Source organism: Aliiroseovarius sp. YM-037 (assembly GCF_048060095.1).
Classification (GTDB): domain Bacteria; phylum Pseudomonadota; class Alphaproteobacteria; order Rhodobacterales; family Rhodobacteraceae; genus JBLUOA01.
Window position 1 is genome coordinate 95,638 of the sequence record NZ_JBLUOA010000003.1, and the last position, 22,040, is coordinate 117,677.

Consider the following 22,040-nt stretch of genomic DNA (forward strand, 5'->3'; position numbering starts at 1 on the left):
TCGACCATTTTGGAATTGAAGTGCGTGATTTTGGGCGTTCATCCTCGATCCTGATGGGAACAACATTGAGGCAGTCTGCCACTCTCCCGAATAGGAGGTGATGCGGGACGTCCCTTCTTATCCGCATCACCTCACCCGAAACGCAATTCCCCGGTCGGCACACGCGCAACAAAGCGTGTGCTTTTCGCATCCGACCTTGTCGGCGGCGCGGTGGCACTCTACATCCCACAGAATGAAACGCTGGATACCTTTTCTGAAATCGCCGCCAACCGTTGCCGTTGTTCGCATGTCGGGCATGATCTCGGCTGGGGGCCGCGGGAGCCTCAACGACGAAAAGATTGGCCCGGTGCTGGAACGTGCGTTCCGGCGGGGTAAGCCTGATGCGGTCGCGCTGGTCGTGAACTCGCCCGGCGGCTCTCCGGTGCAATCGTCGTTGATCGGCGCGCGGGTCCGTCGCTTGGCGGAGGAGCGTGAGATTCCGGTTTTCGCGTTTGTTGAGGATGTTGCGGCGTCGGGCGGTTATTGGCTTGCCGCGTCGGCGGACGAAATCTGGATCGACCACAGTTCGGTGATTGGGTCGATCGGCGTGATCTCTGCCGGGTTTGGCTTGGATGAGTTTATCGACAAGCACGGTGTTTCCCGCCGCGTTCATACGGCTGGGAAATCGAAATCGATGCTCGACCCGTTCCAGCCGGAAAAGACAGCGGATGTGAAGCGGCTGAAAATACTGCTTGAGCAAATCCACGAAAGCTTTATCGCCCATGTGAAGGAGCGCCGTGATGGCAAACTGTCCGAGGACACTGACCTGTTCACTGGTGATATCTGGGCCGGGGAAAACGCGATCAATGTTGGCCTTGCGGATGGCATCGGGCATCTCGTGCCGAAGATGAAGGAACGGTTCGGCGACAAGGTTGCGTTTCGCGTCTATGGGCCGAAGCGCGGGCTTTTGCAGCGGTTCGGCACCCAAGTCGTCAGCGACGCGTTGTCCGGTATCGAAGAACGGGCTGAATACGCGCGGTTCGGCCTTTAATGGTTATCAAGATTGTCAGTCTGTTCCTGATCGGAATGGCTGTCCTTGCGATGTTTGGACGGCTACGGTTTCCGGGTCAAAACCGACTGACGAAAAAGAAATGCCCCGACTGCGGGCGGCATCTTATCGGTCGCGGTCCGTGCGACTGTCAGAAAGGAAGAGGCTGAGCAATGGATTGGGTTTATGCAGGTCTCGGGCTGCTTATCCTTCTCTTGGCTGGGGACGTTTTGGTGCGCGGGGCGGTCAACCTGTCGCTGCGCCTTGGTGTTCCGGCGTTGATCGTCAGTTTGACGATTGTTGCTTTCGGCACCTCTGCGCCTGAACTTTTGATCTCAATCCGGGCGATTATGGACAACGCGCCGGGGATTGCGCTTGGCAATGTCGTCGGTTCGAACACCGCGAACATCCTGCTGGTGCTGGGTATTCCCGCCTTGATGGTGGGGCTGAAGTCGGGCGAATGCGAAACCCGCAAGACGTATATTTATATGATCTTGGCGAGCATTCTGTTCATCGGACTTGCCGCGCTTGGGCCGTTTGGTTGGGTGCATGGCGCGGTTCTGCTGTCGGTCCTCGCGCTATTGCTTGGCGATCAGATGATCGAGGCGCGATCACATCGCAAGCAGAATGCGGCCTGTGCGCCATCGGAAGAGATTGAGGATATCGAAGGCGCGGACCCCAACCTTCCGTGGTGGAAAATCTGTCTGTTCCTGTTTCTGGGGCTGCTAGGCCTACCGCTTGGTGCGGAGCTGTTGGTTACGGGGGCCGTCAATATCGCCCGCACATTCAACGTCACCGAAACAGTGATCGGCCTGACGCTCGTTGCGATCGGAACCTCGCTGCCAGAGCTTGCAACGACCGTCATGGCCGCGTTGCGCCGTCAGGCGGATGTCGCCTTGGGCAACGTCATCGGGTCCAATATGTTCAACCTGCTCGCCATCATTGGCATCGCAAGCTTTGTCGGCGAGATCCCGGTTGAACCGAAATTCCTGAAATTCGACCTTTGGGTGATGCTCGTCGCGTCCTTGATGCTGGCCCCGTTTGTGTTCCTCAACTGGAATCTCACCAAACGCTGGGGCGTTGTTTTTAGCGGCCTCTATGTGCTTTATATCGTTGCGGTGTTGATCTGACGGAGAGCACGATGCAGAAACGCGCGCTGGTGACCGGTGCTGGCATTCGGCTTGGGCGCGCGATGGCGCTGACGCTGGCCGGTCGCGGCTTTGACGTGGCGGTTCACTATTCAACCTCGAAGGATGGTGCGGCAGACACCGTCGCTGGAATTGAGGCGCTGGGTCAAAAGGCCGTCGCGGTTCAGGCGGACTTGTTGGATGAATCTGCAGCCGAAGACTTGGTCGGACGCGCCGCAGATGCGCTGGGCGGGCCACTGAACTGCCTGATCAACAACGCGTCGATCTTTGAACATGACAGGCTGGACACGGCGACGCGCGAAAGCTGGGACAGGCATATCGGATCGAATCTGCGCGCGCCGTTCGTGCTGATCCAGAAATTCGCAGCCCAAGCACCGGCACCCACGAAGGACGACGCGGGCGAAACCATCGCCAACGCGTTGATCGTCAACATGGTCGATCAACGGGTCGAAAAGCTGACGCCCGAGTTCATGACCTACACGCTCGCCAAGGCCGGCCTGTGGACGCTGACACAAACCGCCGCCCAAGCGCTTGCCCCCGCGATCCGGGTCAACGCCATCGGCCCCGGCCCCACGGTCCGCGGCTATCGCCAGTCGGAAAGCCATTTCACAAAGCAGCGTGCGTCGACCATTCTGGAACGGGGCGCGAACCCCGAAGACGTGACCGCCGCGCTTGAATACTTCCTGTCCGCGCCTGCCGTCACCGGGCAGCTAATCTGCGTCGATGGCGGCCAACATCTTGGCTGGCAAAGCCCGGATATCATCGGGATCGACGGTTCGGATTAGTCTCATTTTTGAAGGCAATCGCGAAACTTGTGCACCTCGCCGCTGCGTGTCATCAATCTGTTACCAATTCTTCAATGTTATCAGGCGCTTGATACAGGACGTAAAAAATATTGAACAAAAACAACGGATTGAGGAATTGCCTAAAAAATAGGCAAAGCCTAGAAATTAGCCGAATATAACGGAAAATCAGATTTGGCCTATACTTGTCACCAGAGTTATCCACAGAAACCGTGGACATGTTTTCTCTTGCCAGAAGCGCGATAAGGTTGCAGCCAACGAAGGAATCAGGACGCATTGCCGGGATGACGGAAAAGACCAGCGAAACCCAGCGACAGACGCGACCGAAGGGACATGCCTGCGTGCAGTCCTATTTGTCGACGCTCGACAATTCGCCGGGCGTTTACCGGATGCTCGATGGCACCGGGCGGGTGCTTTATGTCGGCAAGGCGCGGAACCTGAAAAAGCGGGTGTCGAACTACGCCAAACCCGCCGGGCATAGCCCCCGCATCGCCAAGATGATTTCCGAAACCGAAAGCATGATGTTTCTGACGACAAAGACAGAGACAGAGGCGCTGCTGCTTGAACAGAACCTCATCAAGCAGTTGAAGCCGCATTTCAACGTGCTGCTGCGGGACGATAAGAGCTTTCCGAATATCCTTGTCGCCAAGGGTCACGCTTTCCCGCAGATCAAAAAGCATCGGGGTGCGAAGAAGGAAAAGGGCGATTACTACGGCCCGTTCGCCAGCGCCGGGGCGGTGAACCGAACGCTGAACCAATTGCAGAAGGTTTTTCTGCTACGCAACTGTTCCGACGCGATGTTCGAAAGCCGGACGCGGCCCTGCCTTCTTTATCAGATCAAGCGATGCTCGGCGCCGTGCGTCGGCCATATCTCAGAAAGGGATTACAAGAACCTCGTTGGCGATGCGGAGCGGTTCTTGTCCGGACGGTCGACCCGCGTTCAGGAAAACCTCGCCCGCGATATGGAAGAGGCGAGCGAAGCGATGGAGTTCGAACGCGCCGCCGCCCTGCGCGACCGCATCCGCGCGCTGACGCAAGTGCAATCGACCCAAGGCATCAACCCGCGCGGCGTGGCGGAGGCGGACGTGATCGCCCTTCATATGGACGGCGGGCAGGCCTGCGTTCAGGTGTTCTTCATCCGGGCGAACCAGAACTGGGGCAACCGCGATTACTACCCCCGCACCGGCGCGGGGGCTGAGGCGAGCGAGGTGCTGCAAGCCTTCATTGGCCAGTTCTACTCCACCAAAACCCCGCCGCGGCTGGTGCTGCTGTCCCATCCAATCGAAGACAGCGACCTGATCGAAGAAGCACTGAGCCAGAAGGCAGGCCGCAAGGTCGAGGTCGCTGTGCCCCTTCGCGGTGAAAAGGCTGAACTGTTGGCGGGGGCTGCCAGAAACGCCCGCGAAAGCCTCGCCCGGCGGATGTCGGAAACCGCAACGCAAGGCAAGCTGCTGCGTGGACTGGCAGAGGCGTTTGACCTCGATGCGCCACCGGAACGGATTGAGGTTTACGACAACAGCCATATCCAAGGCAGCCACGCGGTCGGCGCGATGATCGTGGCCGGTCCAGAAGGCTTTATGAAAAGCCAGTATCGCAAGTTCAACATCAAGGGGGACGAACTGACCCCCGGTGATGATTTTGGTATGATGAAAGAGGTTCTGACCCGCCGCTTCAAGCGCCTGCTGAAAGAAGATCCGGACCGCGAAAGCGGGACATGGCCCGATTTGCTGCTGATCGACGGTGGCGCCGGTCAGGTGAGCGTTGTTGCCGAAATCATGCGTGATCTGGGTGTTGAAGATGTCCCGATGGTCGGTGTCGCCAAGGGTGTGGACCGCGACCACGGCAAGGAAGAGTTTCACCGCGTCGGCAAAAGCCCCTTTGCGCTCAAGATGAATGACCCGGTGCTTTATTTCGTCCAACGCCTAAGGGACGAAGCGCACCGGTTCGCCATCGGTACGCACCGTGCGAAACGGGCCAAGGCCATCGGCGCGACCCCGTTGGATGAGGTTCCCGGCGTCGGTGCGACCCGCAAACGCGCGCTGCTGACGCATTTCGGCAGCGCGAAGGCAGTCAGCCGCGCGGGGCTTGCGGACTTGAAAGCCGTTGACGGAATTTCCGATGCTCTGGCAGAAACCATCTATGACTTCTTCCATGAGAAAAGCTAAGCGGTTAGACACGAGAGTATGAACTGGAACCTTCCCAACATCCTGACCGTGCTTCGCCTGCTGGCGGCACCCGGTGTCGCTGTCATGTTCCTCTATTTCACGCGACCCTATGCGGACTGGTTCGCGCTGCTTTTGTTCGCGGGGGCGGCGATCACAGACTTTTTCGACGGCTACCTCGCACGGGCGTGGAAACAGGAAAGCAAGTTCGGCGCAATGCTCGATCCGATTGCCGACAAGGCAATGGTGGTGATCGCGCTGCTGGTTATCGTTGGATATTCATCAATGTCGCCGTGGCTGGTTTTGCCCGCGACGGTGATCCTGTTTCGCGAAGTCTTCGTCTCCGGTTTGCGAGAGTTTTTGGGCGACACCGCCGGAACGCTGAAGGTCACGAAGCTCGCCAAATGGAAGACTACCGTGCAGATGGTCGCGATTGCGGTTCTGTTCGCGCAAGGGGTGTTCGAACATTACCTTGGAATCTCAGCCTACGGCATGGATCAGGCGCTGGTCGATCAGATCATGACCGGGCAGGTCGAAGATCTTCAGGGCCTGCGCTGGAAGTTTGATGGTATGATCTGGACCGGTCACGCGGGTCTGTGGCTGCTCTGGCTCGCGGCGGTCCTGACGTTTTTGACTGGGTGGGATTACTTCAGCAAAGCCCTGCCGTTTTTGAAGGAAGAACCCCGTGATTGATGTTCTCTACTTCGCATGGGTGAGGGAGCGTATCGGTGCCCCGAAAGAACAGGTCGAGACAAACGCCGACACGGTTTCGGAGTTGGTCGAGGAACTGCGCGCCCGCGACGACAGATACGCCGCCGCCTTCGCCGACCTTTCCGCACTTCGTGTTGCGGTCGATCAGGAACTGGCGGAATTTGACGCGCCGCTGGCCGATGCCAAGGAAATCGCGTTTTTCCCCCCGATGACGGGCGGGTAATTCGGTGATCCGGGTGCAAGCGGAAAGTTTCGACGTCGGCGCTGAGGTAAACGCGTTCGCGGCTGCATGCGGCAACGCGGGCGCGGTCGTGTCTTTCACCGGTGTCGTCAGGAATACAGCGGACAAGACGCTCGACCGAATGGTGATCGAACACTACCCCGGCATGACCGAACGCGCCCTGACGCAGATCGAAACGGACGCCAAAGCGCGTTGGGCGCTTGAAGGCAGTCTGATTATTCACCGGTTTGGCGAACTTCAATCGGGCGAGGTCATCATGATGGTGGCGACAGCGTCGGCCCACCGGAAGGACGCGTTTGAGGCGGCTGAGTTTCTGATGGACTTCCTAAAGTCTCGCGCACCCTTTTGGAAGAAAGAGCTTCGGGCGGATGGCTCAACCTGGGTCGAAAGCAAACATGCCGACGAAACCGCGCTTGATCGCTGGTCGTTGGACTAACCAGTTTCCCTAAATATCCCCGCCGGAGGCAAGAAAACTTTTATGCCTCCGGCGGGGATATTTTAAGAAAATGGTAAGGGTGGCGACGTAGTCTGGCGGTGCGGTACAGGCTGGGAAGCCGATGATCGTGAAAGTGGTCGATGCCTCGTCCGGGTTTCCGGGCGGGGCATTGCTTTTTGATCAGCCGTTGTTCTGCCGTTCGATATATCCGCGCAGTTCTTCTGCCTCTTGGCGGGCGGCGCGCAAGCCTTCCATGGCGGCGGAGAGCTCGGCTTCGGTCTGGGTTAGCTGGTTCGTCATCTCAGCCTCGCGCTGCTGGATATAGGTGATCGCCTGATCGCGGGTTTCTTCGGCTTCGTGGAGCGCCTGCGCCATCTTATCAAGCTCTCCGATATCGGCTTGGGACACGCGGGTGAACCGATGAATCAACCAGTAGGAAAACCATCCAAGCAGGAAGGCGACGAATAGGATGATCGCCGTTGCGATAATAAATTCAATTCTGTTCATCTTCGGTCCCTGCTTGTGCGTCTTCGTCCGGGCTTTCGCCATCGCCGTCAGCCTCGGCGGTGTCCTCATCGGTAATGATGGTGAATTCGATCCGGCGATTTTCCTCGCGTCCGTCTTCGGTGTCGTTATCGGCGATTGGCCGGGATTCGCCGTAGCCTTTGGCCGACAGGTTTGACGTCAGAACCCGCCGCGCCATTAGCGCTTGCAGCACCGCCTCGGCCCGGCTTTGGCTGAGCGATTGGTTCATCTCTTCGCGACCCTGGCTGTCGGTGTGGCCAGCGATTTCCATCTTCACGTCCTGACAGTCGCGCATGATGTCGGCGATTTTGTTCAACGTGTCGTTCGCGCCGGGGTCGATGTTTTCTGAACCGGGGGCGAAGTTGATCTTGCTGGACGTCAGGGCGGCGTTGATGCTGTCGACGCATTCCTGTGGCGTTGGCAGTTCCGATGTCGGGTCGAGCTTCTCTTCATAGGTCACGTCGACGCCAAAGTTTTCCGCCGCGCCGAGTTTGTCGGAGAGAATCCGCGAGATTTCGGCACTTGCCCCCGTGCTGCCGGTCGCGCCCTTGATCTCGACAAAATCGGGCTGGACGACGACGCTGCCATTGTTGAGCTGCCCGAGCGCTTCGAGGCTGGCGAGCACGCGTTTCGGCCAGCCGTCGGGCAGTTCCGGGTCAATCCGGGTGGCGGCAAAAACGTTATCAAGGCCGAACTGCGCACGTGCAAAGCTTTCGACAGCGCTGCGGACGCGTTCATCCGTTAGGCGACCGCGCAGCTGCACGACGCCTTCTGGGCTGAGGGTCGCGATGAATTCGGGCGGGCCATCGCCCTGATCGGTGCCGTCAATCTGCACCGGTTGCGGCAGGACGGAGTGGAGCGAGAAGATATCGGGCAGGTTGGATTCCAATTTCCCGACGACCTCGTCAAAAAGCTCCTGTTCGGTATTGGGCGCTGCAACCAGCGTTACGTCGGAATCCGAATAGGTGATGGAACCGCCGCCGAGGTCTGCCACCGCCGCGATACCTTGTGCAACAGCGGCGGGCCAACGGGGCGTTGGGTTGCCAAGACCAAGGGTGCAGTCAGGCTCCCCCGCTAGGCCAGCGGTTTGTGCGGCGGTAACGATTTGTTCTCGCGCGGCGTCTGTTTCGGCGGAGCAGGCGTCGAACTTCGCGACGCCATCTTCGATTAGGAACCGCAAGGTGAACGGCGTGATGACGGGGCGCGGCGCGGAGATATCGAGCACGAGTTCGACCGCTTCCGGTACATTGCGCAGCAATTGCTGCTCCAACCGCTCCCGTTCGTCGACGCTGTCGCTGATCGCGGTGATCTGCACGCGCTTGGCGTTGATCGAGATTTTTGATCGCGGAAGGGTGGCAAGCGCATCCATCGCGTAGGCCAGCGCGACGTTCCAGCCATCGGGCGTGGGGTAGTCGGCGGTTTCAAGCATGTCCGTCACGCTCGCCCCGTCGGCAAGGTCGGTGATCGAATTCACGACCTGTTCGCGGTCCGTTTCGGCTGGGATAAGGCCGATCAGCGAAACGCCATCATCGTTGCGCAGGATTTCGACGGAGAACTGCGGCGCGGCGACATCGGCGGCGTCCGCGACCTCCATCCCGTCGATCACGCGATGGGAATCGACAACGCTGCCCGCGACGGTCAGGGCACGGAAGCGGATTGCTTCGGTCGGGGCGGTGCCGCTTAGATAAACCTGAAGGCCGTTGGCCGACACATCGGCCCAATTTATCCCGTCGCTTTCCAGTGCGATGGACACGCCGCGTTCAGAGCTCGCCTCAATCTGCCGCACGGAAATCACGGCTGTAATCGTCGCCACGATTGCAGCAACCAGAAAGGCCAACAGGACAGTCAACGTAGATGTTAAGCGCATCTGGTTCCCGGGGTCATAAGTCGTTGAGCATGTCTACGCGCAGACCTTTCGGGGTTCAATCACGCGATCAGGGCGAAGGCGAAAAACAGCACAGGGATCAGCCCCGCATCCCGGTTAGCGCGAAACAGGCGCAGGCAGGTATCGGGATCGTCGATATCAAGCGACCGCATTTGCCAAGCCATGTGCCAGCCAAACGCCCAAGGCCCGCCAAGCGCGATGACGAGGGACAGCACGTTGCCGTTCGGTACCAGCGCAATCAGGATCGCCACCATCATCAGCAGGACAGAGGCCGCCATGAAGCCGCGCAGGTAAAGGTTGGTTTTGTCCCCGAACAGCCGCGCCGTCGATTTGACGCCAATCAGCGCGTCGTCTTCCTTGTCTTGATGGGCGTAGATCGTGTCGTAGAAGATCGTCCACGCAATCCCCGACAGATAAAGCAGCACGGCTGGCCATTCGACCGCCCCGCGATGTGCGGTCCATGCGAGCAAGGCGCCCCAGTTGAAGGCGAGGCCAAGGAAAACTTGCGGCCACCACGTAAACCGCTTGGCAAACGGGTAGATCGCGACCAGCGCCAGCGACGCGACGCCCAGAAGGATTGCGGCGATGTTGAAGGTCAGCAGGATCAGCAACCCGATCAGGGCCTGAAGCGCCATCCATGTCAGCGCTTGGCGGACGGAGACCTGGCCCGACGGGATCGGGCGCGACCGGGTGCGTTCGACCGATCCGTCGATGTGCCGGTCGGTGATGTCGTTCCATGTGCAGCCCGCCCCCCGCATTACAAGCGCGCCGATGCCGCATCCCGCGAAGATCCACAAATCAAACCAGCGCGGTGCGTCAGCCGTGATTGCCAGCAGCAACCCCCACCAGCAGGGCAGCAACAGCAGCCATGTTCCGATTGGCCGGTCCGCCCGTGACAGGCGCAGATAGGGCCGCGACCACGCGGGCGCGTATCGATCAACCCAATTGCCGCGATAAGCGTCGGCCACTGGCGTTTCGATTTGGTCGGGCATATTGTCCGCCTCATGTCAGGTGCAAAGATCAGACTCTATGTAGATCACCCGCTGGGGCAGGGGCAAACGGTTCCTCTGACCCGCGATCAGGCGCATTACCTGTTTGGCGTGATGCGGCAATCCGTCGGCGCGGCAATCGCGCTGATCAACGGACGGGACGGAGAGTTTTTGGCGACGGTGGAAGAAGCCGGCAAGCGCAGCGGGTCGCTGCTGTGTCGGGCGCAGACCCAGTCGTTGCAGGTGCCGCCCGATCTGTGGCTGCTGTTCGCACCGATCAAGAAGGCCCGCACGGACTTTATCGTTGAAAAGGCGGCCGAAATGGGCGCGGCACGGATATGTCCGGTGCAGACGGAGTTTACCAACTCCGAACGCATCCGGCGGGATCGGCTGCAAGCCCACGCGATTGAGGCGGCGGAGCAATGCGGTGGGACGTTCGTGCCGGAGGTCGCGGAACTGGTGAAGCTCGACCGCGTGTTGGACGGCTGGCCCGATGACCGCAAGCTGATCTATTGCGACGAAGCCCTTGTGGGCGCGCGGCAGGCGCTGTCGGCGGAGGGGGGCGATAAATGGGCGATCCTGATCGGGCCGGAGGGCGGCTTTTCCGAAGCAGAACGTAAGCGACTATCGGGCTTGTCATTCGTTACCCGCATCAGCCTCGGACCTCGCATCCTTAGAGCGGACACCGCAGCAGTCGCTGCGCTGACACTGTGGCAATCGACGTTGGGGGACTGGGGGTGAGCTTTGTGCGGCCCGAAGTCTCCGCGCTGCTGTGGCGGTGGCGCGATGTGGCGGGTGGTGTCGTCGTTACGACGCTTGGCGTCCGGGTGTTTCTGGGGGTGATTGGATGGGTCGGATGGCTTGGCATGATCCTTGTTTTGCTGGGTATAGCGCTGATCTGGACAGGCAGCATCAAGGCACGGTTTCGCAGTTTACGGGATGGTCCGGGCGTTGTCGAAATCATCGAACGGCGGCTAACCTATTTCGCGCCCTATGGCGGCACCAGCTTGTCGCTTGATGATGTGACGCGCATCGAAATGGAAGGCTCCGGTCACGGCCCCCACTGGTTGTTGACGACCCCCGGCGAGGCTCCGGCACGTATCCCGGTTTCTGCCGAAGGGGCCGATCAGATATTCGAAATGCTCAGCCGGTTTCCCGGTGTCCACTATGACCGGGCGATTGCCGCATCCCAATCAACGACGCGTGAACGGCAGCTTATCTGGCAAAAAGGTGATTGAACCCTGCCGCTGGAGCGTCTAGCGCTATAGAACCCGCCCTTCGTGGCGACCGCGAATGAAGGAGCCGACCCCATGTCCATACCCCAATCCGGCGGCGGCCCGATCGAGCGGCATGAGCAACTGGCAGAACTGCTGGCCAAGGGTTGCAAGCCCAAGGAAGACTGGCGGATCGGCACAGAGCATGAGAAATTCGGCTATTGCAAGGATACGCTGAAACCGCTCCCCTATCGGGGGGAACGGTCGATTCTCGCGGTGCTTGAGGGTCTACGCGACCGTTATGATTGGTCCCCGGTTTTGGAAGGCGACAATCTGATCGGGCTTGAGAAGGCCGGAGCAAACGTCAGCCTTGAACCCGGCGGGCAGTTGGAGCTGTCAGGCGCCCCGCTTGAGACGATTCACGAGACATGTGATGAGGTGAATACCCATCTCAAAGAAGTGAAATCCATCGCGGATGAGGTGGGTGTCGGCTTCATCGGTTTGGGGGCCGCGCCAACATGGACCCACGACCAGATGGAGATGATGCCCAAGGGCCGCTACAAGCTGATGACGGACTATATGGGCCGTGTCGGAACCCACGGAACGCAGATGATGTATCGGACTTGCACGGTGCAGGTGAACCTTGATTTCGCGTCCGAGGCCGACATGGTGCAAAAGCTGCGCGTGGCGCTGGCGTTGCAGCCTGTGGCGACGGCTTTGTTCGCGAATTCGCCGTTCTTTGAAGGCAAGCCGAACGGCCACAAAAGCTGGCGCAGCCGGGTCTGGCGGGGGCTTGATAATGACCGCACAGGAATGTTGCCCTTTGTGTTTGAAGACGGCTTTGGGTTTGAGCGTTGGGTGCAGTATGTCCTTGATGTGCCAATGTATTTTGTCTACCGCGACGGCAAGTATGTCGACGCGTTGGGTCAATCGTTCCGGGATTTCCTGCAAGGGAAACTGCCTGCCCTGCCGGGCGAAACGCCGACCCTTTCGGACTGGGCGGATCACCTGACGACGGTTTTCCCCGAGGCGCGGATCAAGCAGTTCATCGAGATGCGTGGTGCGGATGGCGGACCGTGGCGGCGGCTATGTGCGCTGCCGGCGTTCTGGGTCGGGTTGCTTTACGATCAGGGGGCGCTGGATGCGGCTTGGGATCTGGTCAAGGGCTGGGACGCCGAAACGCGCGAAGGGTTGCGGATTGCGGCCTCGGAAGACGCGCTTCAGGCAGAGGTCAACGGCTTGAAAATGCACGATATTGCGCGCGAAGCGGTGAATATCGCGGAGGCCGGATTGAAGGCGCGGGCGCGGCCCGGTGCGGGCGGGCTGGTGCCGGATGAAACGCATTTCCTCAACGCGCTGAAGGACAGTATCGAAAGCGGAAAGACCCCGGCGGATGAACTGCTTGAACAGTATCACGGGGAATGGAGCGGCGATCTAAACCGGATTTTCCCCGAACACAGCTACTGAGTTTGTGCGCATCACGGAAAAGCCCCGGCCGGATGGCCGGGGCTCTCTGTTTTTTTTGATCGCGCTTGTCAGGCGGGCTTGCCTTCGGCCAGATCAGAGATCGGGGCGGCCGGTTTTGGGTCCGGGTTGATGGCCTTATAAACAACCTCGCGCAACATCGCGGCGGCTTGGGTAAAGCCGAGGCCCAGCACCATCATCGCGCCGCCAATGGCGAGGAACAGCACGGAATAGCTGTTGTCCATTGCAAACAGCAGGCCCGCCGCGATGAAGGTCACAAGCGCGCTCGCGATCATCGCAAAGCCAGTGAGGATGGTCATCGCCGCGACCTTTGCGGCGCGTTCGGCCTGCGGACAATCCCCGATCGCGCTGCCGAGTTTCCAGATCACATGGCAAAGCATGGCAAGCGCTGCGAAGCTGATGGCGAAATAGATGATAAGCATGGTGTTTTCCTTTCTAGTGAATGGGTTGGGAGAAGATCTCGCGCCGGAATCTGCGGTAGAGCAATGCGAATGCCACGGCCCACAGCGGAGCGAAGATGGAGCCGAAGATTGCGAAGATGGGAACGGCGTCTCCGGCTGTTGTGAAAAGAACTGAAACGGGCCAGCTGACGAGTAGATTTACAACGAAGGCGAGTAGGGCAAGGCGTCCGGCGCGGGGTTCTGCGTGGGTCAGGGTCAGAAACAAGATCGGCCCCCCGATGAGCAGGAATTGTAGACCCCCGAACGGGATGGCAAACACCGAAATTAGAAAAATCGGGCTGGCAATCACACCGACGATCAACGGGGCCAGAACCAACGCGGCAAAGAATGCAACCGGGTCGATCAGAAACTTCGGCGGGGATATGATATTTACAGTCATTTCTGTATACTCCGAAATAATTGGCCAAAATTTTTAGCCTTGGGATTTGCCCCCTGGGATGAGCTTTGCGACACGGCCACCGAGCTTCAGCAATGCCTTTTGCACCGGGCGGGACAGGCGAGAAACATCGCCATACCAGCGGTCAAACTCGGCCATCACGTCGGTCGTTTCCTTCAACCGCGCGCGGATGCTTTCAGGGGTGCCGTCGGATTTTGCCTCTTCCAGCACCTCTTGCATGGCGGTCAGGGTTGGAACGTATTCGCGTTCGCGGCGCCCTTCGACGACGGTGTTGACGAGGTCGTACATGTCCCGGATCGAATGGAAATGATCGCGCCGGTCGCCAAGCTTGCGCGAAGCTTTGACCAGCTTCCAACCCTGCAATTCCTTGAGGCCGGTCGAGACGTTGGAGCGGGCAAGGTTCAGGGTTTCGCAAATCTCCTCTGCAGTCATTGGATCGGGCGAGATATGCAGCAGCGCGTGGATTTGCGCGACGGACCGGTTCACGCCCCACTTCGCGCCCATCTCCCCCCAGTGGAGGATAAAGTTCTGCATGGCGGGTGTGAGGTTCATGTCTGAGTCTCTATTAATTTCTGTATAGACAGAAATAACAGAACATCACGACATGTCAAGCTATGATCGCGAGGAAGGGTTGGCTCAGGACTTATCCGCGCCCAGCACACGGCTTTGGTAAAGCGCCTTGACCTCGCGTTTGCGTGCGGCGCGGGTGGCGGCATCGTCCACGACTTCCGGCTGATCGAGGATCGCGTAGGCTGCGAACGGGTTGTGGGCCTGTTTCGCGGAGTCGCCCGTCCGGCTTGGGTTGCTAACCTGAACCGGCTGACCAAAGGCGTTTTCCTTGTCCTGTGAGGGCAGCAGCATGAAACTGATAAACAACCCCATCGCGATAAATGGGCCGAAGACCAGAATGCTCATCACAACCAGCATCGGAGTGTTCTGCGCCGGATTTTCCGCGATCACATCGGCGATCCGGCCAAGGAAAAAGCTCGTCTCGGGCATCTGCACATCCGGCAGGTTCGGCATACTCGCGCCCTCCGCACTGGCGGCGAGCAGGAACAGCACATCCCAGATGTTTTCCCAATACCCGGCGGTCAGCACGGCGGCAAAGGCAGCGCCCGCGCCAAACGGGCTGCCCGGCGTTGTCAGCATGGCAGAGCCAAGACCGAGGAGGAGTGAGATAGTCAGGAAGAACGCGGTGAACGGCAGAAACGCCCATTTCGCCCGGCGCCCGGAATCGTGCAGACGGCGCACCGTCAGCGCATAGCGCGGGATCGCGGTCAGGGTGAACAGGAAGAACGAACCGTAGTTGAATGGGTTCAGCGACGGAATTTCGCGGGCGAGCAGGCTGGCCCAGATCGAGTTGAGGTCGATCGCAAGGAATATCAGCATGGCTATCCAGATTGGCGGGATGATCCACCAATACTCGGCGCGTGTCGCACGGCTCCAGACATTCACGGGTTTGAAGATGAAGTTTTCAAGCGCTGTTGCTGGTCCGGTCATGTGCCCCTCCGTCCGTTTTTCCAACGGCTAGCGCGGGATTTTGGCGCAAATACGGCGGGTTGAGGACAAAGAAGGGGAAGCGCGCAGAACGGGAGTAGGCCGGGCTATTTCTGCCCGATTTTCGGTTCTTTCCCGGTTTTCAGGCGCATGATGTTCGGCCAGTGTTTCCAGTAGATCAGGGCGGTCAGGATCGTGGTCAGCACGATGCCATCCCAATGCCCGAACAGCAGCATCCAAAGGGTCGAGGTTGCCGCCGCCATCAGCGCCGCAAGCGACGAATAGCGCAAGGCAACGGCGGCAGCGAGCCACGTCAGGCACGCCGACACCCCGACGGAAAAAGTCAACGCCAGCAACAGGCCAAGGAAGGTCGCGACCCCCTTGCCGCCGTTAAAGCCCAACCAGACCGGGAACAGATGGCCAAGGAAGGCGCACAAGCCCGCAAGCTGTGCCGCGTCCTCGCCCAGCCATGCGCGGGCGATCAGCACGGCGACCGCGCCTTTGCCCGCGTCGAACAGCAGGGTCAGCGCCGCCGCTGCTTTGTTCCCGGTGCGCAGCACGTTGGTCGCGCCGATATTGCCGGAGCCGATCTCTCTCAGGTTACCCAGCCCCATCAGCCGCGCCACGATGATCCCGAACGGGACGGAGCCGAGCAGGTAGCCGAGCAGCCCCGCGATGGCGAGCATATTGGTTGATGTGACGATCTCGGGCATCAGACGCCTCCGTAAACCTCGGCCCCGGCGACAAAGGTTTTCAGCACTTTGCCCTGCATTCGCTGCCCGTCAAAGGGGGTATTTTTCGATTTCGACCGGAGCGTGAAGCGGTCAAGGACAAACGGCGCGTCGGGGTCGAACAGGACGAGGTCGGCGGGGGCACCGAGCGCCAGACGGCCCGAGGGCAGGCCAAGCCGTTTCGCCGGGTTCAGCGACAGCGCGCGCCAGAGGGTCGGCAGGTCAATCATCTCCGCGTGGACAAGGCGCAGCGCGGCGGGCAGCAGGGTTTCGAGGGCGACGGCGCCCGATGCGGCTTCTTCAAACGGCAGGCGCTTGGACTCCTCGTCCTGCGGGGTGTGCATTGAGGAGATCACGTCGATCAGGCCCGCAGCCACGGCCTCGACCATCGCGATACGGTCGTCTTCGCTGCGGAGCGGGGGTTTCACTTTGAAGAAGGTGCGGTAGTCGCCCACGTCAAATTCGTTCAGCGTCAGGTGGTGGATCGACACCCCGGCGGTGACGTCCAGCCCCGCCTCCTTCGCGCGGCTCAGCGCGGGAAGGGCGGCGGCGGTCGACAGGCAATCGGCGTGGTATCGGGCGCCGGTAGCTTCGACCAGCGCAAGGTCGCGTTCCAGCCCCATGCGTTCAGCCACGGGTGACACAGCAGGCAGCCCGCGCAAGCTCGCGAATTTGCCCGAGGTCACAGCGGAGCCACCTGTCAGGCCCGGTTCCTGCGGATGTGCGATCACCAACACACCAAGGCCTGCCGCGTAGGTCAGCGCGCGGGAAAACACTTTGGTGTTTTCGATCACCCGGTCGCAATCGGTAAACGCGACGGCGCCCGCGTCCGACAGGAAGCCGATTTCGACCATTTCGCGCCCGTCGCGCGCTTTGGTCAGCGCGGCCATCGGCAACACGTTGACGGGCGCGGCCTCCCGCGCGCGGCGGGTGACGAATTCCAGCGCTTCGGGTGTGTCGAGCGCCGGGGTCGTGTCGGGCCGCGTCACCATGGTCGTGACCCCGCCCGCCGCCGCAGCGCCCCCGGCGGTGCGGAAGGATTCCTTATGGCGCTCGCCCGGCTCCCCAATCTTCACGCCGATATCGACGATTCCGGGGGCGAGGCAGTGGCCGCCGCAATCGACACCGCCCGAAGGCGCGTCCCCGTGGCCGATTTCCGCGATCACACCGCCTTCGATGCGGAGCCAGCCGAGCGTGTCGGTGCCGGAGTCCGGGTCGATCAGGCGGGTGTTGGTGAGGCAGAGCGCGTCCATCCTAGAACACCAAGAGCCAGGCAGCGATGGCGAGCACAAGCAGGAAAGCAGCGACGAGCAATTTCGAGATCAGGCCGCTCTTTTCAGGTGGGGGGGGTGTCTTTCCGGGTGTGCCTGTGAGGATGCCCTTCGCAGATTCTGAACGTAGCGGTTCTGTCGGCATCGACATTGGTTCCTGTTTGTAGACTCCCAGAAAATTCAACGGCGGTTTCGGGTTGAGGCGAACCTCTCTCTCGTCGAAGGCTTCGGACAACACCAGAAGGATGTGCCCCTTGAGCGCATCGAGTTTTTCGGCATCCGGGGCCACCTCTTTTTCGGCCATGCCGTTCGCGTCGGTCAGGTAACGGGAAAGACCATATTCTTTTATGTCGGAAGCGTTGAAGAGTTCGATGAAGTCATGGTCGAGGAACGGGACGCCAAGCGCGTCCTTTAACGGCCAGTTGGTCATGTCGCCGTCCTCGTTGTAACTCTCGCGATTGAATGCGGGAATTTCATCTTCCGGCAGGTCGACGGAAAAGACCCAGATGCGCCGATGATGACCGGGTGGTGAGTGTAACGGATCGCTCATACGAGGTTTCCTTCTTCTTTGGTCGCTCGCAAATTCCGCGCCAGCAAATCCATACACGCCATCCTCACCGCGACGCCCATCTCCACCTGCTCCTGAATGACACTCCTGTTGATGTCGTCGGCGAGGGTTCCGTCGATCTCCACCCCCCGGTTCATCGGGCCGGGGTGCATGACGATGGCGTCTTCTTTGGCGTATCCCAACTTTTCGGCGTCGAGCCCATAGCGGTGGTAGTATTCACGCTCGGACGGGATGAAGCCGCCGTCCATACGTTCACGCTGCAGGCGCAGCATCATCACGACGTCAACGTCGCGCAGACCCTCGCGCATGTCGTGAAAGACCTCGACGCCAAGGTCGGCGACTCCGGCGGGCATCAGGGTCGGCGGACCGACAAGGCGGACGCGGTTTTCCATCTTGCCGAGCAGGATCAGGTTTGACCGGGCGACGCGTGAATGGGCGATGTCGCCGCAGATCGCGATGGACAGGCGGTGCAGCCGTCCCTTGGCGCGACGGATCGTCAGCGCGTCAAGCAGCGCCTGCGTCGGGTGTTCGTGCCGTCCGTCGCCCGCGTTCAGCACCGCGCAGTTGACCTTTTCCGCCAGCAGGTTGACCGCGCCGGAATGGGGGTGCCGCACGACTAGGATATCGGGGTGCATCGCGTTTAGGGTCAGGGCCGTGTCGATGAGCGTCTCGCCCTTTTTCACGGAACTTGCCTGCATCGCCATGTTCATCACGTCGGCGCCAAGGCGTTTCCCGGCAAGCTCAAAACTCGCCTGCGTTCGGGTGGAGTTTTCAAAGAACATGTTAACCTGGGTCAGCCCCTCAAGCGCGTTGGCGTGCTTGTCCGGGCGGCGGTTCAGATCAACATAGGTGTCGGACAGGTTGAGGATCGTCTCGATCTCTTCAGGGCGCAGGTATTCGATGCCCAGAAGGTGACGCGCGTTGAAAGTCATGTGCACTCCGACCTGATTTGTCCGCTTATAGGGGGCGATACCGCGATGGGGCAAGGGGGCGATCGGGCATTTACCTTCGCCGGGCGCGGGCGTAGCTTTGCGGAATGGAGCAAGAGCAAGATTTTCATGCATTGAAGGCAATGCTCGACTGGCAGATTGAGCTGGGCGCGACCGAGGCGATCGGCGACGCTCCGGTCAACCGCTATGAGGTGCCCGAGGTCGCGGCGAAGCCCGTGGTGGCCGAACCGGCTGTCGAGGCTCCGACGGTGGCTGAGGTGGTCGATCCGGTTGCTTTGGCCGAAGCAGCGGCATCGGGCGCGGCGGACATTGAGCAGTTGCAGGCGGCGCTTGCGGCCTATGATCTGTGCGAATTGAAACGCGGCGCGCGAAGCTGTGTGTTTTCCGACGGCCCGCCCGCCGCACGCGTGATGATCATTGGCGAAGCACCGGGCCGCGACGAGGACCGCGAGGGGAAGCCCTTTGTCGGACGGGCGGGGCAATTGCTCGACAAGATGTTTGCCGCCATCGACATGGCGCGGGATGCGGAGGATGCGGCGCAGGCGATCTACATCACCAATATCCTACCGTGGCGGCCACCGCAGAACCGCAACCCATCGGGCGATGAAATCGCGATGTTCCGCCCGTTTATCGAACGGCATATCGCGCTGGCCGATCCCGATGTGCTAGTGCTGATGGGCGGAATTTCCTGTGTAGCCATGACCGGGCAGAAGGGGATCACCCGGATGCGTGGCAAATGGACCGAAGTGCTTGGCCGCCCCGCGCTGCCGATGTTCCACCCGGCCTATCTGTTGCGCACCCCCGAAGCCAAACGCGAGGCGTGGCACGATCTGCTGATGCTTCAGGCGAAGCTGCGGGAGGGGGGATGAAGATACTCGCGTTTTCAGACGTGCATTGCGATCTGGACGCCTGCGCGCGGATCGTGACAGCGGGACGGGACGCAGATCTGGTGATTGGCGCTGGTGATTTTGCTGAACAACACGAAGGCTTGGCCGAAACGATGGCGGCCTTGGCGCCGATCGCGGAAAAGGCGATCTACGTGCCCGGAAATGGCGAAACCGCGGAGGCTTTGCGCGCCGCGACCAAAGCACGGGTGCTGCATGGGGAGGTGGCCGAAATCAGCGGCATCACCGTTGCAGGCCTTGGCTGCGCGGTGCCACCGCTGCCGCGTCTGCCATGGTCGTATGACCTATCGGAGGAGGATGCCGCCGCGTTGCTGGCCCCGATTGAACGGTGCGATATCCTCGTGACACACTCTCCGCCCAAGGGTGTTGCGGACGTGATTGAGGGGTATGGATCGCTTGGGTCTGTTGCGGTTCGGGACGCGGCGGAACGATTGCAGCCGCAACGGCTGTTCTGCGGCCATGTGCATGATTGCTGGGGCCAAGGCGGGCAGATCGGCGCGACGGAAGTGCGCAACCTTGGCCCGACAGTGAATTGGTTCGAGGTTTCGGAGAAAAGCTGATGGCTGACAGGGATTTCATTCCGGTGCGGATCGCCGTGCTGACGGTATCGGATAGCCGGAGTGTGGCCGATGATCGTTCCGGCCAGGTGCTTGCGGATCGGATTGGGGATGCGGGGCATGTTCTGGCCGCGCGCGACATCGTGAGGGATGAGCGGGCAAAGATCGCTGCACAACTGCGCGAATGGTGCGCGAATCCGGATATTGACGTTATCATCTCGACCGGTGGCACCGGCCTGACCGGGCGCGATGTGACGGTTGAGGCGCATCGTGATGTCTATGAAAAGGAAATTGAGGCCTTCGGCACGGTTTTCACCATGATTTCATGGGGAAAAATAGGCACGTCGGCGGTGCAGTCCCGCGCGACGGGTGGGGTCGCGCAGGGCACGTATTTGTTCGCCCTGCCGGGCAGCCCCGGTGCCTGCAAGGATGCGTGGGATGGTATCCTCGCACCGCAGCTTGATTATCGCCACATGCCCTGCAACTTCGTTGAGATTTTTCCGCGCCTTGACGAACATCTGCGACGGAAATAGCGCGCCGCCGCGTAAACCTATTGTGAGCCACGGCGCCCGACATCATGTATAAGATAGTGTGACGACACGGAAAAAGGGTTGAAATGCGGTTCTTGCGGCGAAGCCTGACCGGATTGTTCCTGCTGTCTTTGACGGTGGGCTTTCTGGCGTGGGCGGGCTGGATGCTCTATTCCGCTATCGAAACCCGCATGGCGAATGACGGCGCGGACCGGGCGGCACGCGAGCGTGTGTTCGCGGTCAATGTGCTGCCCTATGTCGCCGAAGACATCACACCGGTCCTTGCGACCTTCGGCGAGGTGCGCAGCCGCCGGACGCTTGACGTGCGGGCGACAGTTTCCGGCACGGTTGTCGAACTTTCCGACAGTTTCGTCGATGGCGGCGCGGTTGAGGCCGGGGCGCTTCTGATGCGGATTGACCCGGCCGAGGCGGAGTCGGACCTCGCCCGCGCCCGCGCCGATCTGGCTGAGGCTGAAGCGGAATTGCGCGATGCCGAACGCGCCCTGACACTGGCGGCAGAGGAGCTTTCCGCGACCGAGGAGCAGGCCCGCCTGCGACGCGCGGCGCTGACCCGACAGCGCGATTTGCGTGAACGCGGCGTTGGGACGGAAGCCGCAGTTGAAACGGCAGAACTTGCGGCATCGGCTGCGGATCAAGCTGTTGTGTCGCGCAGGCAAGCGCTCGCGCAGGGCGAAGCGCGGCTCGACCTCGCCAAGACGCGGCTGGAAAGACAGAAAATCAATCTTGCCGATGCGGAACGGAAGCTGGCGGATACCACGATCACCGCCCAATTCCCCGGCACGCTGGGGGATGTGAGCGTTGTCGAAGGCGGGCTGGTTGCGAATAACGAACGGGTCGGGCAATTGACCGATCCGGACAGGCTTGAGGTGTCATTCCGCGTCTCAACCTCGCAATACGCGCGGCTATTGAATGAAGATGGTCGGCTGACCCAAGCCCCGGTTCAGGTGGTGCTGGATGTGTCGGGGATTGACCTGTCGACCGAGGGTGTGATCAGCCGCGAAAGTGCATCGGTCGGTGAAGGGCAGACCGGGCGCTTACTGTTTGCCCGACTCGATGAGGCGCGCGGCTTTCGCCCCGGTGATTTCGTAACGGTCCGGATAAGGGAACCGGTGTTGAACGCGGTTGCCCGACTGCCCGCGACGGCGATCGATTCCGCCAACCGCGTGCTGGTGCTGGGCGAAGAGGATCGGCTGGAAGAGGTCGAAGTTGCGCTACTGCGGCGACAGGATGACGATGTGCTGATCCGCGCGCCGGACCTTGCGGGGCGAGAGGTCATCGCCGCCCGCTCCCCCCTTCTCGGCGCTGGGATCAAGGTGCGCCCAATCCGCGAGAATGACGCGAGCGTGCCGGATCAACCCGACACGGTCGAATTGACCGAAGAACGCCGCGCTGCGCTAATGGCCTTTGTCGAAGGCAACACCCGGATGCCCGACGATGCCAAGGCTCGCGTGCTGGCCCAATTGGCGCAGGATAAGGTGCCAGCGCAGGTCGTGAAGCGGCTGGAAGCGCGGATGGGGGGCTAGGCC

The 22,040-nt window shown here is 60.7% G+C and carries 25 protein-coding genes; 14 read left to right on the plus strand and 11 right to left on the minus strand.

Going from position 1 to position 22,040, the window contains the following annotated elements; all coding sequences use genetic code 11:
• Positions 1–232 precede the first annotated feature (232 nt).
• The 7 genes from ACEWPJ_RS13640 to ACEWPJ_RS13670 all read left to right on the plus strand — a co-directional run bounded on the left by ACEWPJ_RS13640 (position 233) and on the right by ACEWPJ_RS13670 (position 6,528).
• On the plus strand, positions 233–1,030 hold the full coding sequence (locus ACEWPJ_RS13640; RefSeq protein ID WP_416513657.1) for a S49 family peptidase: 798 nt from the start codon (positions 233–235) through the stop codon (positions 1,028–1,030).
• A gap of 170 nt (positions 1,031–1,200) precedes the next feature.
• A complete protein-coding gene (locus tag ACEWPJ_RS13645; protein ID WP_416513658.1) occupies positions 1,201–2,157 on the plus strand; it encodes a calcium/sodium antiporter in 957 nt (318 codons plus the stop codon).
• 11 nt (positions 2,158–2,168) lie between these two features.
• A complete protein-coding gene (locus ACEWPJ_RS13650; RefSeq protein ID WP_416513659.1) occupies positions 2,169–2,960 on the plus strand; it encodes an SDR family oxidoreductase in 792 nt (263 codons plus the stop codon).
• Between the two features lie 302 nt (positions 2,961–3,262).
• Positions 3,263–5,143, plus strand: a complete 1,881-nt coding sequence (gene uvrC, locus ACEWPJ_RS13655) for an excinuclease ABC subunit UvrC (protein ID WP_416513660.1) — start codon at positions 3,263–3,265, stop codon at positions 5,141–5,143.
• Between the two features lie 18 nt (positions 5,144–5,161).
• Positions 5,162–5,833 carry a CDP-diacylglycerol--glycerol-3-phosphate 3-phosphatidyltransferase gene (gene pgsA / locus ACEWPJ_RS13660; RefSeq protein ID WP_416513661.1) on the plus strand — a complete coding sequence of 224 codons (672 nt, stop codon included), beginning with the start codon at positions 5,162–5,164 and terminating at the stop codon, positions 5,831–5,833.
• Positions 5,829–6,074, plus strand: a complete 246-nt coding sequence (moaD, locus tag ACEWPJ_RS13665) for a molybdopterin converting factor subunit 1 (RefSeq protein ID WP_416513861.1) — start codon at positions 5,829–5,831, stop codon at positions 6,072–6,074. The genes pgsA and moaD overlap by 5 nt, the downstream gene beginning before the upstream one ends.
• A 4-nt stretch (positions 6,075–6,078) precedes the next feature.
• Positions 6,079–6,528, plus strand: a complete 450-nt coding sequence (locus ACEWPJ_RS13670) for a molybdenum cofactor biosynthesis protein MoaE (RefSeq protein WP_416513662.1) — start codon at positions 6,079–6,081, stop codon at positions 6,526–6,528.
• Positions 6,529–6,708: 180 nt separating this feature from the next.
• On the opposite strand, the gene ACEWPJ_RS13675 is transcribed toward ACEWPJ_RS13670, so the two are convergent.
• The 3 genes from ACEWPJ_RS13675 to ubiA are packed head-to-tail and all read right to left on the minus strand — an operon-like array spanning position 6,709 to position 9,930.
• Entirely contained in the window at positions 6,709–7,035 is a 327-nt protein-coding gene (locus tag ACEWPJ_RS13675; protein ID WP_416513663.1) for a hypothetical protein, read from the minus strand.
• The gene (locus tag ACEWPJ_RS13680) at positions 7,022–8,920 is read right to left on the minus strand and encodes an OmpA family protein (RefSeq protein ID WP_416513664.1); all 1,899 of its coding nucleotides are present in this window, start codon (positions 8,918–8,920) and stop codon (positions 7,022–7,024) included. Before ACEWPJ_RS13680 ends, ACEWPJ_RS13675 begins: the two co-directional genes overlap by 14 nt.
• A 59-nt stretch (positions 8,921–8,979) precedes the next feature.
• Positions 8,980–9,930 carry a 4-hydroxybenzoate octaprenyltransferase gene (ubiA, locus tag ACEWPJ_RS13685; RefSeq protein WP_416513665.1) on the minus strand — a complete coding sequence of 317 codons (951 nt, stop codon included), beginning with the start codon at positions 9,928–9,930 and terminating at the stop codon, positions 8,980–8,982.
• Between the two features lie 12 nt (positions 9,931–9,942).
• Between ubiA and ACEWPJ_RS13690 the strand changes: the two genes are divergently transcribed.
• The 3 genes from ACEWPJ_RS13690 to ACEWPJ_RS13700 all read left to right on the plus strand — a co-directional run bounded on the left by ACEWPJ_RS13690 (position 9,943) and on the right by ACEWPJ_RS13700 (position 12,608).
• A complete protein-coding gene (locus ACEWPJ_RS13690; protein ID WP_416513862.1) occupies positions 9,943–10,668 on the plus strand; it encodes a 16S rRNA (uracil(1498)-N(3))-methyltransferase in 726 nt (241 codons plus the stop codon).
• Positions 10,665–11,165 carry a hypothetical protein gene (locus ACEWPJ_RS13695; protein ID WP_416513666.1) on the plus strand — a complete coding sequence of 167 codons (501 nt, stop codon included), beginning with the start codon at positions 10,665–10,667 and terminating at the stop codon, positions 11,163–11,165. The genes ACEWPJ_RS13690 and ACEWPJ_RS13695 overlap by 4 nt, the downstream gene beginning before the upstream one ends.
• Before the next feature lie 72 nt (positions 11,166–11,237).
• Positions 11,238–12,608, plus strand: coding sequence for a glutamate--cysteine ligase (locus ACEWPJ_RS13700; protein ID WP_416513667.1), 1,371 nt, complete (start codon positions 11,238–11,240; stop codon positions 12,606–12,608).
• Between the two features lie 68 nt (positions 12,609–12,676).
• Here ACEWPJ_RS13700 and ACEWPJ_RS13705 read toward each other — a convergent pair whose 3' ends face one another.
• From ACEWPJ_RS13705 to ACEWPJ_RS13740, 8 genes are all read right to left on the minus strand, one after another.
• Positions 12,677–13,048 (minus strand): hypothetical protein, encoded by a 372-nt coding sequence (locus ACEWPJ_RS13705; protein ID WP_416513668.1) that lies wholly within the window; start codon positions 13,046–13,048, stop codon positions 12,677–12,679.
• Positions 13,049–13,061: 13 nt separating this feature from the next.
• Complete coding sequence (locus ACEWPJ_RS13710; RefSeq protein WP_416513669.1) at positions 13,062–13,466, minus strand: hypothetical protein; 405 nt, start codon at positions 13,464–13,466, stop codon at positions 13,062–13,064.
• Positions 13,467–13,499: 33 nt separating this feature from the next.
• Positions 13,500–14,036 (minus strand): GbsR/MarR family transcriptional regulator, encoded by a 537-nt coding sequence (locus tag ACEWPJ_RS13715; protein WP_416513670.1) that lies wholly within the window; start codon positions 14,034–14,036, stop codon positions 13,500–13,502.
• 84 nt (positions 14,037–14,120) lie between these two features.
• Positions 14,121–14,984 (minus strand): DUF805 domain-containing protein, encoded by an 864-nt coding sequence (locus ACEWPJ_RS13720; protein WP_416513671.1) that lies wholly within the window; start codon positions 14,982–14,984, stop codon positions 14,121–14,123.
• Positions 14,985–15,088: 104 nt separating this feature from the next.
• Complete coding sequence (plsY, locus tag ACEWPJ_RS13725; RefSeq protein ID WP_416513672.1) at positions 15,089–15,694, minus strand: glycerol-3-phosphate 1-O-acyltransferase PlsY; 606 nt, start codon at positions 15,692–15,694, stop codon at positions 15,089–15,091.
• Positions 15,694–16,965 carry a dihydroorotase gene (gene pyrC, locus ACEWPJ_RS13730; protein WP_416513673.1) on the minus strand — a complete coding sequence of 424 codons (1,272 nt, stop codon included), beginning with the start codon at positions 16,963–16,965 and terminating at the stop codon, positions 15,694–15,696. The genes plsY and pyrC overlap by 1 nt, the downstream gene beginning before the upstream one ends.
• 1 nt (position 16,966) lies before the next feature.
• Positions 16,967–17,533 carry a hypothetical protein gene (locus ACEWPJ_RS13735; protein WP_416513674.1) on the minus strand — a complete coding sequence of 189 codons (567 nt, stop codon included), beginning with the start codon at positions 17,531–17,533 and terminating at the stop codon, positions 16,967–16,969.
• The gene (locus ACEWPJ_RS13740) at positions 17,530–18,483 is read right to left on the minus strand and encodes an aspartate carbamoyltransferase catalytic subunit (protein ID WP_416513675.1); all 954 of its coding nucleotides are present in this window, start codon (positions 18,481–18,483) and stop codon (positions 17,530–17,532) included. Before ACEWPJ_RS13740 ends, ACEWPJ_RS13735 begins: the two co-directional genes overlap by 4 nt.
• A 104-nt stretch (positions 18,484–18,587) precedes the next feature.
• On the opposite strand from ACEWPJ_RS13740, the gene ACEWPJ_RS13745 reads away from it, so the two are divergent.
• The 4 genes from ACEWPJ_RS13745 to ACEWPJ_RS13760 all read left to right on the plus strand — a co-directional run bounded on the left by ACEWPJ_RS13745 (position 18,588) and on the right by ACEWPJ_RS13760 (position 22,037).
• Positions 18,588–19,370 (plus strand): uracil-DNA glycosylase, encoded by a 783-nt coding sequence (locus tag ACEWPJ_RS13745; RefSeq protein ID WP_416513676.1) that lies wholly within the window; start codon positions 18,588–18,590, stop codon positions 19,368–19,370.
• Positions 19,367–19,966, plus strand: coding sequence for a metallophosphoesterase family protein (locus ACEWPJ_RS13750; protein ID WP_416513677.1), 600 nt, complete (start codon positions 19,367–19,369; stop codon positions 19,964–19,966). Before ACEWPJ_RS13745 ends, ACEWPJ_RS13750 begins: the two co-directional genes overlap by 4 nt.
• Positions 19,966–20,496 (plus strand): molybdenum cofactor biosynthesis protein B, encoded by a 531-nt coding sequence (gene moaB / locus ACEWPJ_RS13755; RefSeq protein WP_416513678.1) that lies wholly within the window; start codon positions 19,966–19,968, stop codon positions 20,494–20,496. Before ACEWPJ_RS13750 ends, moaB begins: the two co-directional genes overlap by 1 nt.
• An 83-nt stretch (positions 20,497–20,579) precedes the next feature.
• Complete coding sequence (locus ACEWPJ_RS13760) at positions 20,580–22,037, plus strand: efflux RND transporter periplasmic adaptor subunit (RefSeq protein WP_416513679.1); 1,458 nt, start codon at positions 20,580–20,582, stop codon at positions 22,035–22,037.
• The last annotated feature ends 3 nt before the right edge of the window (positions 22,038–22,040 follow it).

Excerpts from the sequence above, each read along its gene's own strand:
- ACEWPJ_RS13640 (WP_416513657.1), top strand. The coding sequence starts at position 233 with ATGAAACGCTGGATACCTTTTCTGAAATCGCCGCCAACCGTTGCCGTT.
- ACEWPJ_RS13645 (WP_416513658.1), top strand. The coding sequence starts at position 1,201 with ATGGATTGGGTTTATGCAGGTCTCGGGCTGCTTATCCTTCTCTTGGCT.
- ACEWPJ_RS13650 (WP_416513659.1), top strand. The coding sequence starts at position 2,169 with ATGCAGAAACGCGCGCTGGTGACCGGTGCTGGCATTCGGCTTGGGCGC.
- uvrC (WP_416513660.1), top strand. The coding sequence starts at position 3,263 with ATGACGGAAAAGACCAGCGAAACCCAGCGACAGACGCGACCGAAGGGA.
- pgsA (WP_416513661.1), top strand. The coding sequence starts at position 5,162 with ATGAACTGGAACCTTCCCAACATCCTGACCGTGCTTCGCCTGCTGGCG.
- ACEWPJ_RS13675 (WP_416513663.1), bottom strand. The coding sequence starts at position 7,035 with ATGAACAGAATTGAATTTATTATCGCAACGGCGATCATCCTATTCGTC.
- ACEWPJ_RS13680 (WP_416513664.1), bottom strand. The coding sequence starts at position 8,920 with ATGCGCTTAACATCTACGTTGACTGTCCTGTTGGCCTTTCTGGTTGCT.
- ubiA (WP_416513665.1), bottom strand. The coding sequence starts at position 9,930 with ATGCCCGACCAAATCGAAACGCCAGTGGCCGACGCTTATCGCGGCAAT.
- ACEWPJ_RS13690 (WP_416513862.1), top strand. The coding sequence starts at position 9,943 with ATGTCAGGTGCAAAGATCAGACTCTATGTAGATCACCCGCTGGGGCAG.
- ACEWPJ_RS13700 (WP_416513667.1), top strand. The coding sequence starts at position 11,238 with ATGTCCATACCCCAATCCGGCGGCGGCCCGATCGAGCGGCATGAGCAA.
- ACEWPJ_RS13705 (WP_416513668.1), bottom strand. The coding sequence starts at position 13,048 with ATGCTTATCATCTATTTCGCCATCAGCTTCGCAGCGCTTGCCATGCTT.
- ACEWPJ_RS13710 (WP_416513669.1), bottom strand. The coding sequence starts at position 13,466 with ATGACTGTAAATATCATATCCCCGCCGAAGTTTCTGATCGACCCGGTT.
- ACEWPJ_RS13715 (WP_416513670.1), bottom strand. The coding sequence starts at position 14,036 with ATGAACCTCACACCCGCCATGCAGAACTTTATCCTCCACTGGGGGGAG.
- ACEWPJ_RS13720 (WP_416513671.1), bottom strand. The coding sequence starts at position 14,984 with ATGACCGGACCAGCAACAGCGCTTGAAAACTTCATCTTCAAACCCGTG.
- plsY (WP_416513672.1), bottom strand. The coding sequence starts at position 15,694 with ATGCCCGAGATCGTCACATCAACCAATATGCTCGCCATCGCGGGGCTG.
- pyrC (WP_416513673.1), bottom strand. The coding sequence starts at position 16,965 with ATGGACGCGCTCTGCCTCACCAACACCCGCCTGATCGACCCGGACTCC.
- ACEWPJ_RS13735 (WP_416513674.1), bottom strand. The coding sequence starts at position 17,533 with ATGAGCGATCCGTTACACTCACCACCCGGTCATCATCGGCGCATCTGG.
- ACEWPJ_RS13740 (WP_416513675.1), bottom strand. The coding sequence starts at position 18,483 with ATGACTTTCAACGCGCGTCACCTTCTGGGCATCGAATACCTGCGCCCT.
- ACEWPJ_RS13745 (WP_416513676.1), top strand. The coding sequence starts at position 18,588 with ATGGAGCAAGAGCAAGATTTTCATGCATTGAAGGCAATGCTCGACTGG.
- ACEWPJ_RS13750 (WP_416513677.1), top strand. The coding sequence starts at position 19,367 with ATGAAGATACTCGCGTTTTCAGACGTGCATTGCGATCTGGACGCCTGC.
- moaB (WP_416513678.1), top strand. The coding sequence starts at position 19,966 with ATGGCTGACAGGGATTTCATTCCGGTGCGGATCGCCGTGCTGACGGTA.
- ACEWPJ_RS13760 (WP_416513679.1), top strand. The coding sequence starts at position 20,580 with ATGCGGTTCTTGCGGCGAAGCCTGACCGGATTGTTCCTGCTGTCTTTG.